The organism is Streptomyces sp. Rer75, from assembly GCF_013414305.1.
Lineage (GTDB): Bacteria > Actinomycetota > Actinomycetes > Streptomycetales > Streptomycetaceae > Streptomyces > Streptomyces himastatinicus.
This window is the reverse complement of record NZ_CP058693.1, coordinates 2,806,292-2,820,691: the sequence shown is the minus strand read 5'-3', so window position 1 is coordinate 2,820,691 and position 14,400 is coordinate 2,806,292. Positions and strand designations below refer to the sequence as shown.

The following is a 14,400-nucleotide window of genomic DNA, read 5'->3' as shown; positions in this document are numbered from 1 at the left end:
GCCGGTTTTAGTGGTACTGGTGCACCACTGCGTGGCCCTTCCCCTTCCCGATCATCCACTTGTTGACCGGGGTGGTCAGGACGAAGGCGACCGCGAAGGCGAGGGCCAGGCTCAGCCAGAACAGGGCGTCGGAGAGGGTTGCGTCCATCGCGCCCGGGAACAGCAGCAGCGTGCCGTTGTCCACCAGCTCCATCACGGCGATCGACACGGTGTCCGCCGCCAGGGCGACCCGTAGCGCGCTGCGCAGGCCGAGCCCGGCGCGGAGGACGCCGCGCATCGTGAAGGCGTAGCCGAAGACGAAGGCGAGCACGATCGCCAGGGCCATGGTGGGTGCGTCGTGCCAGGCCAGTGCCGTGCCGATGGCCATACCCAGGACCTCGCCGATGGCACAGCCGGTGAGGCAGTGCGCGGTGGCCTGGGCGGCCATGGGCCAACTGGCGGGGGTCTTGCCGTGGCTGTGGCCGTGTTCGCCGTGCGCGTGGTGCGTGTGGTGCTCCATGCGATCCATGTCGGATGCCCCCAGGGGGTAGTAGCGATCCTTCGGCAAAAGGAACGCTATACCCCTAGGGGGTATTCCTCAATAGTGTGGGTCGATGTTCTTCCAGCCGGCTTTCCAGCGGGTCTTCCAGCCGGTCTTTTAGCCGTCCCGCAGCGCCTTGAGCCGGGCGATGTCCGCCGCGTGCCCCTCGATCCCATCGGCCCCGCCCGGCGTCTCGACCACCAGCGGCACCCCTTCCGTGGCCGGATGCGTGAACAGCTCCCGGAACGGCTCCTCACCGATGTGCCCGGCGCCGATGTTCTCGTGCCGGTCCTTGTGCGCGCCGACCACGTCCTTGGAGTCGTTCGCGTGGATCAGCTTCAGCCGCCCCTTGCCGGTGACGTCCACCAGCTCGTCGAGCGTCTGCTTCATCCCGCCGGGCGCGGCCAGGTCGTGGCCCGCGGCGAAGACATGGCAGGTGTCGAGGCAGACGCCGAGCTTGGGGTGCCGGTCCAGCGCCTCGAAGTACGGGCCGAGATCCTCGACCAGCGCGCACAGGGACGTCCCCTGCCCCGCCGTCGGCTCCAGGAGGAGCGGCGGGTCGTCGTCATGCGTCAGCTCGTCCAGCAACGGCAGCACCCGCTCCCGCACCTGCGCGATAGCCGTCCCCCGCGCCCGCCCACCGGTCGCCGACCCGGTGTGCACGACGACCCCGAGCGCCCCGATCTCCCGGCCGCGGCGGAGCGAATGCCGCAGCGAATCGACGGAGCGGTCGGCGGTGGCCTCGGTGTGCGACCCGAAGTTGATCAGGTACGGGGCATGGATGTACACCGGCACCGACTGCTCGGCACAGGCCGTACGGAACGCCTCGTCCTGCGCCGGAGTGCCGGGCGGCGTGGCCCAGCCACGCGGATTGGCGACGAAGACCTGCACGGCCTCGGCGCCGATGTCCCGCGCGTGCGGAAGGCCGGTGGAGGCGAGGCCACCGGCGACGCGGATGTGCCCGCCGATGGGATTGCGGCTGCGGTTCGTACTCACCCCTCCAGCATCCCAGCCGACGGCGACCGGTCCGGCCCTGGCCTCAAGCCAAGGGGGTCAGGAGTGGCCAGGGTCGCGGAAACACCGGGAGTACACGGCGAACGAGATGATCGGGTCGTCGCCTTCGTCCCGCTTCCTCCAGGTGGCATCCATCTGGACGTGTGTCTTGGTGTGCACAGCCAGAATTCTCCGATTTCGATTCTTGCTGGCGTCCGGGCCGTCCTTCACGACTTTCCACCCCTGGTGCGGCAATTGGGTCGCAAGGTTATTCATACCCTTCTCAAGGGTCTTGTTGTCCACGTCGTAAATAGACCAGGGGTGTCGAACAACGCGATACTTTTTCGTGTTGTCGTCACCCACGTCGCAGGAGCTGGCCATCGGGGCAAGGTCGGTCACCTTTCCCTTGATTTTCAGCGCCTCAAGCAGCCTGCTGGAGAGTGTGCCGACTTCCTCTTCTACTGCTCCACTTTTGCGAACTTGTGGCTCGTAATCCAGTCCGCTCGACTTTTCATCCATCGAGGAACACCCCACCGTCAGCATCAGGGCGCTCGACAGCGCCAGGCTTGCGTAAAATTTCCTTCCACACGGCAGAGTCACTCGGGCGCCTCCTGCTTCAGTCGAACTTCGTCGTACTCGCCCACGATGACGCCAGCTTGATTTGTCAGGCTGTCTGTGGCCTGGCCGTCCTTGTAATTCCAGTAGCCACCATGACCTTCGGTGTCCGTCGTCATGATATTGCCGCCGAAATCGGCATCCGTGGGAACGATCCCGTCCGCGCCAAGTCCGGCCCTCCCGCCCCAGCTCGGTACGGTGTCGTCCGGGGAGGCCATCGCCCAGAAATGCTTGGGGTCGAGGTCCATGTCGCCGGGCGACTTTGCCTGCACGCCAGGGCTGGCTACCGTCATCACGTCATCCACCGGCAGAGGATTGCCAGCCCGGCCCTCGTGGTAGGGAGGGTCGACCTTGGCGGCGTCACCTATGACCGTAGTGCCGTAACTGTGGCCCATCAGCGTGCTGTGGCCCTTTTCTCCCGTGGCCGTCTCGTGTGCCGCCGCATTGCCGTCGAGAAACTGTCGGAGGCGGGGAGCGCCTTCAGCCGCTTGCTCATCGGACATGGCTTCGGGTAGCCAATCGTGTTGGAATACGGGTTCCGCTGAGCGCGGCGAGTTGTAGTCGAACCACGTGATCGTCGACACGGAATCATTGGGGCGCAGAGTAGAACTCTCCCGCCACAATGTCTCGCTCTTATCCAGTTCGTCTTCGATATTGGTCTGGTCCGTCAAAGACCCCGGTACATACGTTGCGGTGTGGTCGGCGGTGTCCGGGTTGCCGTTGGCGATGATGACCTTTCCGTCGCTATTCGCAAAGGGGTCGAATCCGAGAAGATATGCCTCGGGAAGGTTCTTCGTTCCCGTCCTCTCGAAGCGCCTCTCGATGTTGTCCATACCGGCCAATGCTTTGTCCAGCTGCTTGGCTCGATCCTCGTATTTGTGGTGCCAGGCGAGCCATTCATCGGTGTACACCGCCTCGGCCTTGGGACCGAGGTACTTGAATTTCGTCGGCTCCGAAGGGATCGCGTTCCGCTCCGTCTGGTACTGGGCGCGTGCCTCGCTCAGTACGGTGCGGTTCGCCTCGTCACGCACTTCGGCGGGAAGTCCGTCCGTGTTGCCCAAGCCGGCTGGATCCACGGCGAGCAGGGCGTTCTGTTGATCTTTGGACAGCCCCTTCCACCACTTGGCGGTCAACGCCGGATCGCCGTTCTTGGGCCGGTCCCTGATGGCGTCCAGATAGTCCTTCGCGCCCGTGCGAACGCCCCTGGTGTCCTTCTTGGCGTCAATCCAGTCGTCGTTCGAGACCGTCAGATCGTCATCGGCCTTCAGCGCCCTCAGCTTCGGAGCCCACAGCTCGTCGGCCTCCGTCGCCTCCTGGATCGCCTGGGCGATGCTGTTGGCGCACTCCAACGCCCGAGCATGGTTCGGGTTGGGATCGAAGTTGGCTGCCTGCCGTGCAACGGACTTGGCCGTCTCCGACGAATCACCGGCATCTGTGAGCGGACCCTTCGACGAAGCCTTGGCGATGCCGGAGACCTTTCCGCCCTCCGGAATCTTGCCGTCCTCGCCCTTCTCGCCCCCTGCCGGATAGCTCACCGAGCCATCCGCGTTCACGGTGAGCTTCTGCTCATGTGCATCCGCCACAGCGGAGTCGAGGCGGGTCTTCGCCGCCCGGAAGTCACTCGCCATGGCGTTCAGTGCCGTACTGGCGAGACCACACTCAACCTGGATGTAATGGAAGTTCTGCCCTAATGCCCGCAGCTGAGTGAGGGCTGCCGAAGCGGCCTCGCCCTCGAGGGCCGCCTGCATCTTGCCGGCGATGCGCCGCTCGACACTCTCCCTGGCGTGGTCGGCCATGTTACTGACGGACTGATAACCGTTCGCGGCGTCCTCGAACTCCGACGGCTTGAGGGACTTGAGAGTCTCGTAATCCACTGCCCCGTGTCACCTGCCCCGGCTCTCGCCGCCGACTGGCTTCGTGTCCTTGTAGCGGCCGTCCAGCTGATCGAAGGCGTGCTTGGTGGCTTCGTCATTCTTGTAGTGATCATCGCCGGCCTTCTCGAGCCGGTCCTGAAGAGTGCCGCACTTACCGCTCACACCCTTCAGGTAGCGCGTCCAGGAGTGGTAGAGCTCCCGCTGGGCCGCCCCGCTCTTGGTCTGCCCACCGGTCTTGCTGCCCGCGCCGAGGCCCTTCTGCTCCTCCTCCAGCTTCGTGAGGGCGGTCTTGATGTTCCCCCGAAGCTTGCCGATATCCCTGCCCGCTGTCGTCCAGACGTTCCTGTCGGATTTCAGCTTTCCCGAGCCGCCTTGCGCCCAGGCGGGCTTGCTGTCGGCGCTCGCGAGGTTCATCCCGGTGCCACCGGATGCCTCGCCTTTCAAACGTGCCCACTCCGCATCGAACGTCGACATGTGCGCTCTCTCCCCTGCCGCATCACACGACTCACAGTGATCGAATGATCATCCTAGGGAGGCGGGCAGGGCGCCTTCATGAGTACGCATACTCAGTCGCCCCGACCCGCGCGCAGGGGCGGGCGGGGGTTAGAAGACGCCGCCCTTTACCGTGATCGTGATCTCGCTGCCCTTCGGCGCCTTGTCGCCGCCCGACACCGACTGGTCCTTCACCGTGTCGCCCGGGAACAGCAGCGGCTTGTCGACGTTCACGGTGAAGCCCGCCGCCTCCAGTTCCCGCTTCGCGTCGTCGATGTTGTCGCCCTCGACGTCCGGGACCTCGATCATCTGCTGGCCCTTGGAGAGGGTGAGGGTGATCGTGTCGCCCTTGGCGCCCTGGTTGCCGGACGGGGACTGTTCGGCGATCGTGCCGCGGTCCTCCTCCGAGAACACCCGGCGCTCGGCGAACTTGACCTTGAAGCCCGCCTCGCGCAGCTCGGACCGGGCGTCGGCCGGGTCGTCGCCGATGACGTCCGGGATGTCGAGCTGCTCGCCCCTGCTGACCACGATGTTCACGGGCGTGTCGGGGCGGCGGACGGCGTCCGGGCCGGGGGTGGTGGCGAGGACGGAGTCCTGCGGGGTCTCGGTGCTGAAGCGGCGGGTCACGGTGCCCACCGTCAGCCCCGCGTCGGCGATCTTCTGCTTGGCCTCGGTGAGGGGGCGGCCGACGACGTTGGGCACCTCGGCCCGCGGCGGCCCCTGGGAGACGTGGATGGTGACGGTGCCGGTGGAGCGGATGCGTTCGCCGACGCCGGGCTTGGTGCTGATGACCTTGTTCTTGTCGACGACGTCGCTGTAGTCCTGGACGACCTTCACGTCCAGACCGGCGTTGCGCAGCTTCTGCTCCGCGTCCGGGCGGGTCATCTTCAGCACGGACGGCACATTGGTGAACTGCCCGGCGCTGATGTACCAGACCCCGGCGCCGATGCCGAGCGCCAGCAGCACGGCGGCGACGATCGTCACCACTCCGCGGCGCGGCAGGCGGCGGCGCGGCCGCGGCTCGGGCGGGTCCGGGGGGAGTTCCAGGCGGCTGGTGTGGTTCACCTCGTCCGGTGCCGCGGCGGCCCCGGCGGGGCGCGGGATCACCGTCGTACGGTCTTCGGAGCCGCCGCCGAGCGCCTCCTCGTGGGCCTGTGGCGGTATGGCGTCGAGCTGGGCGTCGGTGAGGGCGGCCCGTGCCGTCCGCACCTGGCCGAGGAGTTCGACGGCGTCCGAGGGGCGCAGCGCCACATCGCGCGCGGTGGCGGAGGCGACCAGTCCGTCCAGCTCCGGCGCGACCTCGGGCGCGGCGGCGGACGGCGGCGGGACGTCCTCGTGCAGGTGTTGGTAGAGGACCTGCGCCGGGGTGCTGCCGCCGTGCGGCTTGGAGCCGGTGAGCATCTCGTACAGGACGACGCCGCACGCGTAGACGTCGGCGCGGGTGTCGGCCGTACCGTGCTCGATCTGCTCGGGCGCGAGGTAGGACACGGTGCCCAGGACGGATCCTGTGGACGCGCTGGTGTTGGTGTCCACGGCCCTGACCAGGCCGAAGTCGGCGACCTTGACCCGGCCGTCGTCGCCGATCAGGACGTTCTCCGGCTTCATGTCGCGGTGGACGAAGCCCGCGCGGTGGGCGGCGCCGAGCGCGGCGAGCACCGGTTCCAGGATGTCCAGCGCGGCACGGGGCTGGAGGGCGCCGCGCTCGCGCAGCACGTCGCGCAGGGTGCACCCGGCGACGTACTCCATGGCCAGGTAGACGTGCGCACCGTCGGTCCCCTGGTCGTAGACGCCGACCACGTTGGCGTGCGCGAGTCTGGCGACGGACTTGGCCTCGCGGATGAAGCGGTCCACGAAGGCGGCGTCCGAGGCGAGGCTCTGGTGCATCACCTTCAGGGCGAGGACGCGGTCGAGCCGCGTGTCGACGGCCCGGTAGACCGTCGCCATCCCGCCCACGGCGATGCGCGCCTCAACGCGGTAGCGGCCGTCGAGCACCTGCCCGACGAGGGGGTCCTGGAGCGTCGTATCCACGAGAGTGCAGTCTACGAGCCGTCACCGCCGCGTCGGGCCGCCCGCCCCATGTCCGGTGCGTACTGCGACACAACGGTGACCTGTGCCTCAGTTGTGCGAGGCCGCGGCCAGGGCGGTCAGCTCCTCCAGGGCGGAGGTCCAGGCCAGGACGGCGTACTCGGCGTGCTTGGCCTTGGCCCCGTCCGGGAGGTCGAGCGCGCGGATGCCGGTCTCGGCGAGGCGGAGGCGGGTGCCCGCGCCCTCCGGGGAGAGCGTGAATTCGACCACGGTGGACTGGCCGGGGCCGAGCGGGTCGCGGTCCGGGGCGTGGGCCAGCCGGAAGCGGAAGAGGGCGTCGGGGACCGCGCGCTCGACCCGGCCGTGGAACTCCCCGTGCTCGTCCCAGCGGAAGCGGACGGTGCCGCCGGGACGCGGGTCGATCTCGCAGCCGCCGGGGGCGTACCAGGTGCGGATGTGCTCCGGCGTGGTCAGCACCCGCCAGACACGGTCGATGGGGGCGGGTACGTACGCCTCGCGCTCGATCCGGTCGGCCACGGTCACGGCTGTCGGCTCCCTCACGGCGACCACCTCCGCTTCCACGGTAGGCCGCCCCGTACGGCTGCGTTACGCGAACGCGGGCTGCTCCTCCGTTACGCGAACGCGGGCCGCTCCGGCGTTACGCGAACGCGGGCCGCTCCGGGTCGAGGGCGGCCAGGCCCTCGGCCGGGGACGACGCCTCGGCGAAGTGGCGGCGGGGGATGCGGCCCGCCCGGTGCGCCAGCCGCCCCGCGGCGACCGCGTGCCGCATCGCCCCGGCCATCAGCACCGGCTCCTGGGCGCGCGTCACGGCCGAGGCCAGCATGACGGCCGCGCACCCCAGCTCCATGGCGAGCGCCGCGTCGGACGCCGTGCCCGCGCCCGCGTCGAGGATCACCGGGACCCCGGCGCGCTCGGTGATCAGCTGGAAGTTGTGCGGGTTGCGGATGCCGAGGCCGGAGCCGATCGGCGAGCCCAGCGGCATGATCGCGGCGCAGCCGACGTCCTCCAGCTTCCGGGCCAGCACCGGGTCGTCGTTGGTGTACGGCAGGACCGTGAAGCCGTCGTCCACCAGGGTCTCGGCGGCGTCCAGCGTCTCGATGGGGTCGGGGAGCAGGGTGCGCTCGTCGGCGACGACCTCCAGCTTCACCCAGTCGGTGCCCAGCGCCTCGCGGGCGAGCCGGGCGGTCAGCACGGCCTCCCCGGCGGTGAAGCAGCCCGCGGTGTTGGGCAGCGGGCGGATGCCGTGCCGGTTCAGTACGGACAGCACCGAGCCCTGCACCGTGGGGTCCAGGCGGCGCATCGCGACCGTGGTCAGCTCGGTGCCGGAGGCGATCAGCGAGCGCTCCAGGACGTCCAGGCTGGGCGCGCCGCCGGTCCCCATGATCAGGCGGGAGCCGAAGGTCGTACCGGCGATGGTGAGGGGATCGGCGCCGGTGAGGACCTCATCCAGCGTCGTGGGGTGCGTCATGGGGGTTCAGCCTCCTTGGACCGCGGTGAGGACCTCGACGCGATCGCCGTCGCCGAGCGGGGTCGCGGGCCACTGGCCGCGCGGGACGACCGTCTCGTTGACGGCCGCGGCGACGCCCGAGGGCGCCTGGGTGAGGGTCGCGACGACCCCGTCGAGGGTGGTGCCGTCGGGCAGCTCGCGGGGCTCGCCGTTCACGGTCACGGTCATGCGGTGTGCTCCTGTACTGCTGCTGTGGGGAGAGGCGGGGTCGCCGCGAAGCGCCGCGGGGAGAACGGCCGCGCCTCGGGCGGCAGTTCGCCGCCGTAAAGCGCTTCGGCCATGACGTCGCCGGTGATCGGGGTGAGCAGGACGCCGTTGCGGTAGTGGCCGGTGGCCAGCTGGAGGCCCGGCAGCTCGGTCGGGCCGAGCAGCGGGGCGTTGTCGGGGGAGCCGGGGCGCAGCCCGGCCAGGGTCTCGACGAGCGGCAGTTCGGTGATGCCGGGCACCAGCTCGTGCGCGTCGCGCAGCAGCTCGTACACCCCGCCCGCGGTGACCGTGGTGTCCCAGCCCAGCTCCTCCGTGGTCGCGCCGACGACCAGCTCGCCGTTCTCGCGCGGGACGAGGTAGACGTGCCCGCCGCGCACCACGGCCCGCACGGTCCGCGACAGGAAGGGCGCGTACGCGCCGGGCACCGACAGCCGCAGGACCTGGCCCTTGACGGGGCGCACGGGCGGCAGGACCTCCTCGGGCACGCCGGGGAGCCGCCCGCTGAGGCTGCCCGCGGCCAGCACGGTCTGTTCGGCGGTCAGCCGCGTGCGCGCACCGTCGGCCAGCTCGGCCCCGGCGGCGCGGTCGCCGTCGCCGTTCAGCAGCAGCCGCTCGGCGCGGACGCGGTGGAGGGCCACCCCGGCGCGTTCGCACGCCGCCAGCAGCGCCGCCGCCAGCCGCCGCGGGTCGACCTGGTGATCGCCGTCGACCCGCAGGCCCCCGCGCACGCCCGGCGCGAGCATCGGCTCCAGGCGCCTGCATTCGCGCCCCGTGAGCCACTGTGCGTCCAGTCCCAGCCGCTGCTGGAAGTCGTGCAGCTCGCGCAGATGGGCCCGGTCGTCCGCGTCGAGCGCGACCGAGAGCGTCCCGCAGGTACGGAAGGCCAGGTCATGGCCGCTCGCCTGCTCCAGCTCCGCCACGAACGACGGATAGCGGCGCGCCGAGGCCAGGTTCAGCCCGAGCAGGGTCTGCTCGCCGTAGTGCAGCTCGGTGACGGCCGCCAGCATCCCGGCCGCGACCTGGGCGGCCCCGCCGCCGGGCGCCGGGTCGACGACGGCGGTGCGCAGGCCCCGCTGGGCCGCCCGCCAGGCCGTGACCAGGCCGATGATGCCGCCGCCGATGACGAGGACGTCGTACGGCGCGGTGCTGCCTCGGGGTGCTTCGTGTGGGGTGTGGGGTGGTGTGTGCATGGGCTGGTCGCCCCCTCCCTTCGCCGGCATGACCCGGATCAGGTTCGTACGGTCGGAGGCCGCGCCAGCCTCCCTCTCAGCCCGGTGCGACCGGGCTCCCGCGAGTGCTCTGTCCCGCCACCCTAGTACGCGCCCCGAATCGCCCGGAAGGGAGCGTCCCGGGCGGTGCCGGGCACGAGGCCCCGCGCCCCCGGTACGACGGGCCGTCACGACGGGCCGTCCGGCCCGTCGGGCTGTGCCCGAGATCTCGCCGTGCGCTCTCCGGTCCGCCCCACCTGCCGCAATACAGTGATCGTGTGAGCGATGAGACGACGAAGACGATGGCGTCCTCGGCGGGTGGCGGCGGACAGCGGGTGGTGATCGTCGGCGCGGGCATGGCGGGGGTGCAGACCGCCGTCGCGCTGCGGGAGCAGGGCTGGACCGGGGAGATCCTGCTGCTCGGAGCCGAGCCCCATCAGCCGTACGACCGGCCGCCGCTGTCCAAGGCCGTGCTGCTCGGCAAGGCCGAAGGGTCCGCGTTCGACGTGGACTTCGCCGCGCTCGGCATCGGGCTGCGCCTCGGCGTCCCGGTGACCGGGCTGGACACGGACGGGCGGACGGTCGAGACCGGGTCCGGCCCGATCCCGTACGACGTCCTGGTGATCGCCACCGGCGCCGAACCGGTCGCCCTGCCCGGCAGCGAGGGCGTCCCCGGCGTCCACCTGCTGCGCACCCTGGACGACGCCGAACGGCTGCGCCCGGTGCTCGCCGCGCAGCAGGAGATCGTGGTGATCGGGGCGGGCTGGATCGGCGCGGAGTTCGCGACCGCGGCCCGCGAGGCGGGCTGCACGGTGACGGTCGTCGAGGCCGCGGACCGGCCGCTGGCGGGCGCCCTCCCGGCGGAGGTCGCCGCCCACATGACCCGCTGGTACGCGGACTACGGCGCCACCCTGGTCACCGGCGCCCGGGTCACCGCCCTCGACCAAAACGGGCTCCAGCTCGGCGACGGCACCCGGCTGCGGGCCGGTGCGGTGGTCGTCGGCATCGGCGCCCGGCCCGCGACCGGCTGGCTGGCCGGTTCGGGCGTCGAACTCGCCGAGGACCGGTCCATCGCCGCCGACGAGGGGCTGCGCACCTCGGCGCCCGACGTGTACGCCGTCGGCGACTGCGCGTCCTTCCCGTCCACCCGCTACGGCACCCGGCTGCTGGTGCACCACTGGGACAACGCGCTCCAGGGGCCGCGGACGGTCGCCGCCAATGTGGTCGGCAGCCGGACCGCGCGCTTCCCCGGCCAGGTCTACGACCCGGTGCCGTACTTCTGGTCCGAGCAGTTCGGGCGGTTCGTGCAGTACGCCGGACACCACTCGGACGCCGACGAACTGGTCTGGCGGGGCGACCCGGACGGCGCCGCCTGGTCGGTGTGCTGGCTGCGGGACGGGGCCCTGGTCGCCCTGCTGGCGGTCGGCCGTCCGCGCGATCTGGCCCAGGGCCGCAAGCTGATCGAACGCGGCGCCCGGCTGGACCGGACCCGGGCCACGGATCCGTCGGTGCCGCTGAAGTCCGCCGTTCTGTGACCCGCCGGTACCCCCGGTGATCAGGGGTGCGGGGCCCGGCAGGACCGTGCGGGCCCCCGTCCCCGGCAGCCCGCACGGCGGACGCCCGGCTACCCACTGTCAGTCCCAGATGGCAGGCTTGTTCCGTGACCGAGATTGACGCAAAGATCGATGCTCTCGTCCCCGCCTGGCTCACTCTCCCCGACGTCGCCGACCGGCTGGGCGTCGAGGTGACCCGCGTGAGGCAGTTGGTCAAGGAGGGCCAGCTGATCGCGGTGCGCCGTGGCGAGAACCGGGTGCTCCAGGTGCCCGAGGACTTCATCGGTGACGGCAAGGTCGTCAAGGGCCTCGTGGGGACCTTGACACTGCTCAAGGACGACGGCTTCAGCGACGAGGAGATGCTGGAGTGGCTCTTCACCCCTGACCCGAGCCTGCCGGGCACCCCGGCCCAGGCGCTGCGCGAGAATCGCGGCACGGAAGTGAAGCGGCGCGCGCAGGCGCTCGCCGTCTGACGTCGCCCGCCGTTCTCCGCACCACTTCCGATCCACTTCAGAACCACTTCTGAAACTCAGAACCACTTCTGAACCACCAGGCGTACGGGCGGGGGCCGACCCTGCCCGTACGCCGCACGATCCGGGGGGAAACCCACCCATGACCGCACGCGAGCAGCTGGCCGACGCCCGCCTCTACCTGTGCACCGACGCGCGCAAGCGCCAGGGCGACCTGCCGGAGTTCCTGGACGCCGTGCTGGCGGCCGGGGTGGACATCGTCCAGCTGCGGGAGAAGGGCATGGAGGCCGCCGAGGAGCTGGACCACCTCGCCGTCTTCGCCGACGCCTGCCGCCGCCACGGCAAGCTGCTCGCCGTCAACGACCGGGCGGACGTCGCCCATGCCGCCGGTGCCGGCGTGCTCCACCTGGGCCAGGGCGACCTGCCCGTCCCGGCGGCCCGCGCCATCCTCGGCGACGGCCCGCTGATCGGGCGCTCCACGCACGCGGAGGCCGAGGTGGACGCGGCCCTCGCCGAGCCCGGCGTGGACTACTTCTGCACCGGCCCCTGCTGGCCCACCCCCACCAAGCCGGGCCGCCACGCCCCCGGCCTCTCCCTGGTCCGTCACGCGGCCGCCCGGCGCCCGGCCCGGCCCTGGTTCGCGATCGGCGGTATCGACGCGTCGAACCTGGACCAGGTGCTGGAGGCGGGAGCGCGCCGGATCGTCGTGGTGCGGGCCATCACCGAGGCCGAGGACCCGGCGGCGGCCACGGAATCCCTGGCGAAGCGCGTGCGAGCAGCAGGTGTCTAGCGGGTGTCCGGGTTGAGCCCGGCTCGATCATCCTGTCCGCATTGCGGACAAGAGCCTGGCAAAACCCCCATAATCACGTTGCCGGGTGGGCGCCGACCACCCTGCTGGCTAACCTTCCCGTATGGCCCTAGGCACCGCTTCCACCAGGACTGATCGAGCCCTTACCGTGCGTGATCTGCTTGCGTCGGGCGAGCAGTCGTATTCCTTTGAATTCTTCGCCCCCAAAACGGACAAGGGGCAGCACACACTGTGGAACGCCATCCGCCGACTGGAGGCTGTCTCACCGACCTTCGTCTCCGTGACGTACGGCGCGGGCGGCTCCTCCCGTGAGGGCACCGTCCGCGCCACCGAGCAGATCGCGACCGACACCACCCTGACCCCCGTCGCCCACCTGACCGCGGTCAACCACTCCCTCGCCGACCTGCGCAACATCATCGGCCAGTACGCCGACGCCGGGATCCGGAACATGCTCGCCCTGCGCGGCGACCCGCCCGGCGACCCCATGGGCGAGTGGGTCAGACACCCCGACGGCATCACCTACGCCGCCGAGCTGGTCCGCCTGATCAAGGAGTCGGGCGACTTCTGTGTCGGCGTCGCCGCCTTCCCCGAGATGCACCCGCGCTCGACGGACTGGGACACCGACATCCGGCACTTCGTCGACAAGTGCCGCGCGGGCGCCGACTTCGCGATCACCCAGATGTTCTTCTACCCGGAGGACTATCTGCGGCTGCGCGACCGGGTCGCGGCCTCGGGCTGTACGACACCGATCATCCCTGAGATCATGCCGGTCACGAACGTCAGGCAGATCGAGCGGTTCGCGCAGCTCAGCAACGCCGCCTTCCCGCCGGAGCTGGCCGAACGCATCCTGGCGGTCAAGGACGACGCGGCGGCTGTACGCTCGATCGGGATCGACTACGCGACGGAGCTGTGCGCGCGGTTGATGGCCGAGGAGATCCCCGGGCTTCATTTCATTACCCTGAACCACTCCACGGCGACGCTGGAAATCTACAAGAATCTGGGACTGCACCAGCGGTCCTGATGACGGCGGCCAAGGGGCAGCCGCACTGAGAGGGGCGGGCATGGGCTGGACGGTCCTCTACATCGCTTTCGGCGTCGTGGCGCTGTGGCTGTTGGGAGAGGTACTCCTTCAGTACAAGGCGCGGCTGCGCTGGCGGCTGCTGGCCTTCGTCGGCTTTCTGGGCGTGGTCGTGGGGGTGCTGATCCCCTCGGTGGTGGTGATCGCGATCGGCGCGATCGCCTTCGCGATCGGCCAGACCTACGTCACGCTCTCCTTCCGCCGCGGCTTCGAGATGGGCTGGGCGCTGGAGGGCATCCCCGGGGTGCCGGGGCTCGGCCGGGGGCGCGAGCGCGCCCCCGGGCGGGAGGACCCGGAGCCCGAGCCGATGCTCCAGGTCTCGGATCTGGAGGACGTCCCGGTCTCGCGGCCCGAGCCGCCCACCTACCGGCCGGAGCCGATGCCGGACGACACCAGCGAGTACGGCGTCTACGAGGACCCGTCCCCGTTCACCCCCGCCTCCGGCGCCTACGCGGACCCGAACGCCGGGTACAGCGCGTACGAGACGTACGCCGGGTACGGCACGCAGGACGGCCAGGGGGCTCAGGGCGTTCCGGGTGTTCAGGACCAGGGCTACGGCGACGTGGGCTACGGCCAGCAGCAGGACGTGTACGCGGACGCCGCGCAGTACGGCTACCAGGACCAGGCGTACGCGGCCTACGGCCAGGACCCGTACGCCAATGCCTACGACCAGCAGTCCTACGGCCAGCAGCAGCCGTACGCGCAAGCGCAGTACCCCGACCCGTACGCGGGCTACCAGCAGGACCCGTACGCCGCCGGTGGGTACGGCGGCGACCACTACGCGGCGGACGCCTCGTACGGCTCCCCGCAGAGTTACGCCCCGGGCGCCGACGCGATGGAGCCGGGCGGCTCCTGGGTCCCGCAGCAGCGCGAGGGCGACACCCCGCCCGCCCAGCAGGACCAGCCGCCGTACCCCTACCAGCAGCAGGGCGGCTTCCAGCCGGGGTACGACGAGCAGTACCGCTTCTGACACACACCTTCACGCACGCCGGTCCCGGCCCGCTCCTGACGCGGGCCGGGACCGGCGTT

At 70.5% G+C, this 14,400-nt stretch carries 15 protein-coding genes and 1 riboswitch; of the genes, 5 read left to right on the top strand and 10 right to left on the bottom strand.

Going from position 1 to position 14,400, the window contains the following annotated elements; genetic code table 11:
* Nucleotides 1-7: 7 nt before the first annotated feature.
* From HYQ63_RS11760 to thiO, 10 genes are all read right to left on the bottom strand, one after another.
* A complete protein-coding gene (locus HYQ63_RS11760; RefSeq protein WP_257231803.1) occupies nucleotides 8-499 on the bottom strand; it encodes a DUF4396 domain-containing protein in 492 nt (163 codons plus the stop codon).
* A gap of 138 nt (nucleotides 500-637) precedes the next feature.
* Nucleotides 638-1,516, bottom strand: a complete 879-nt coding sequence (locus HYQ63_RS11755; protein WP_179933769.1) for a deoxyribonuclease IV — start codon at nucleotides 1,514-1,516, stop codon at nucleotides 638-640.
* Nucleotides 1,517-1,573: 57 nt separating this feature from the next.
* Nucleotides 1,574-2,113, bottom strand: a complete 540-nt coding sequence (locus HYQ63_RS11750; RefSeq protein ID WP_179933768.1) for a hypothetical protein — start codon at nucleotides 2,111-2,113, stop codon at nucleotides 1,574-1,576.
* Complete coding sequence (locus HYQ63_RS11745; RefSeq protein WP_257231802.1) at nucleotides 2,110-4,002, bottom strand: alpha/beta hydrolase family protein; 1,893 nt, start codon at nucleotides 4,000-4,002, stop codon at nucleotides 2,110-2,112. Before HYQ63_RS11745 ends, HYQ63_RS11750 begins: the two co-directional genes overlap by 4 nt.
* Before the next feature lie 9 nt (nucleotides 4,003-4,011).
* Nucleotides 4,012-4,476 carry a hypothetical protein gene (locus HYQ63_RS11740; protein ID WP_179933767.1) on the bottom strand — a complete coding sequence of 155 codons (465 nt, stop codon included), beginning with the start codon at nucleotides 4,474-4,476 and terminating at the stop codon, nucleotides 4,012-4,014.
* A gap of 129 nt (nucleotides 4,477-4,605) precedes the next feature.
* Nucleotides 4,606-6,522, bottom strand: a complete 1,917-nt coding sequence (gene pknB / locus HYQ63_RS11735; protein WP_179933766.1) for a Stk1 family PASTA domain-containing Ser/Thr kinase — start codon at nucleotides 6,520-6,522, stop codon at nucleotides 4,606-4,608.
* An 87-nt stretch (nucleotides 6,523-6,609) separates the two neighbouring features.
* On the bottom strand, nucleotides 6,610-7,080 hold the full coding sequence (locus HYQ63_RS11730; RefSeq protein ID WP_257231801.1) for an SRPBCC domain-containing protein: 471 nt from the start codon (nucleotides 7,078-7,080) through the stop codon (nucleotides 6,610-6,612).
* Between the two features lie 97 nt (nucleotides 7,081-7,177).
* Complete coding sequence (locus tag HYQ63_RS11725) at nucleotides 7,178-8,008, bottom strand: thiazole synthase (RefSeq protein ID WP_179933764.1); 831 nt, start codon at nucleotides 8,006-8,008, stop codon at nucleotides 7,178-7,180.
* A gap of 6 nt (nucleotides 8,009-8,014) precedes the next feature.
* On the bottom strand, nucleotides 8,015-8,215 hold the full coding sequence (gene thiS / locus HYQ63_RS11720; protein WP_123106968.1) for a sulfur carrier protein ThiS: 201 nt from the start codon (nucleotides 8,213-8,215) through the stop codon (nucleotides 8,015-8,017).
* Nucleotides 8,212-9,444 carry a glycine oxidase ThiO gene (thiO, locus tag HYQ63_RS11715; RefSeq protein ID WP_179933763.1) on the bottom strand — a complete coding sequence of 411 codons (1,233 nt, stop codon included), beginning with the start codon at nucleotides 9,442-9,444 and terminating at the stop codon, nucleotides 8,212-8,214. The genes thiS and thiO overlap by 4 nt, the downstream gene beginning before the upstream one ends.
* Nucleotides 9,443-9,556: riboswitch (TPP riboswitch) on the bottom strand. (Overlaps the previous gene by 2 nt.)
* Before the next feature lie 208 nt (nucleotides 9,557-9,764).
* On the opposite strand from thiO, the gene HYQ63_RS11710 reads away from it, so the two are divergent.
* The 5 genes from HYQ63_RS11710 (at nucleotide 9,765) to HYQ63_RS11690 (ending at nucleotide 14,341) form a co-directional block, all read left to right on the top strand.
* Nucleotides 9,765-10,997 (top strand): NAD(P)/FAD-dependent oxidoreductase, encoded by a 1,233-nt coding sequence (locus tag HYQ63_RS11710; protein ID WP_179939983.1) that lies wholly within the window; start codon nucleotides 9,765-9,767, stop codon nucleotides 10,995-10,997.
* Between the two features lie 125 nt (nucleotides 10,998-11,122).
* On the top strand, nucleotides 11,123-11,488 hold the full coding sequence (locus HYQ63_RS11705) for an Rv2175c family DNA-binding protein (protein WP_123106971.1): 366 nt from the start codon (nucleotides 11,123-11,125) through the stop codon (nucleotides 11,486-11,488).
* 139 nt (nucleotides 11,489-11,627) lie between these two features.
* On the top strand, nucleotides 11,628-12,275 hold the full coding sequence (gene thiE, locus HYQ63_RS11700; protein WP_179933762.1) for a thiamine phosphate synthase: 648 nt from the start codon (nucleotides 11,628-11,630) through the stop codon (nucleotides 12,273-12,275).
* A 121-nt stretch (nucleotides 12,276-12,396) separates the two neighbouring features.
* Entirely contained in the window at nucleotides 12,397-13,314 is a 918-nt protein-coding gene (gene metF / locus HYQ63_RS11695) for a methylenetetrahydrofolate reductase [NAD(P)H] (RefSeq protein ID WP_179933761.1), read from the top strand.
* 40 nt (nucleotides 13,315-13,354) lie between these two features.
* Nucleotides 13,355-14,341: a hypothetical protein gene (locus HYQ63_RS11690; RefSeq protein WP_179933760.1), complete on the top strand. Its 987-nt coding sequence runs from the start codon at nucleotides 13,355-13,357 to the stop codon at nucleotides 14,339-14,341.
* The last annotated feature ends 59 nt before the right edge of the window (nucleotides 14,342-14,400 follow it).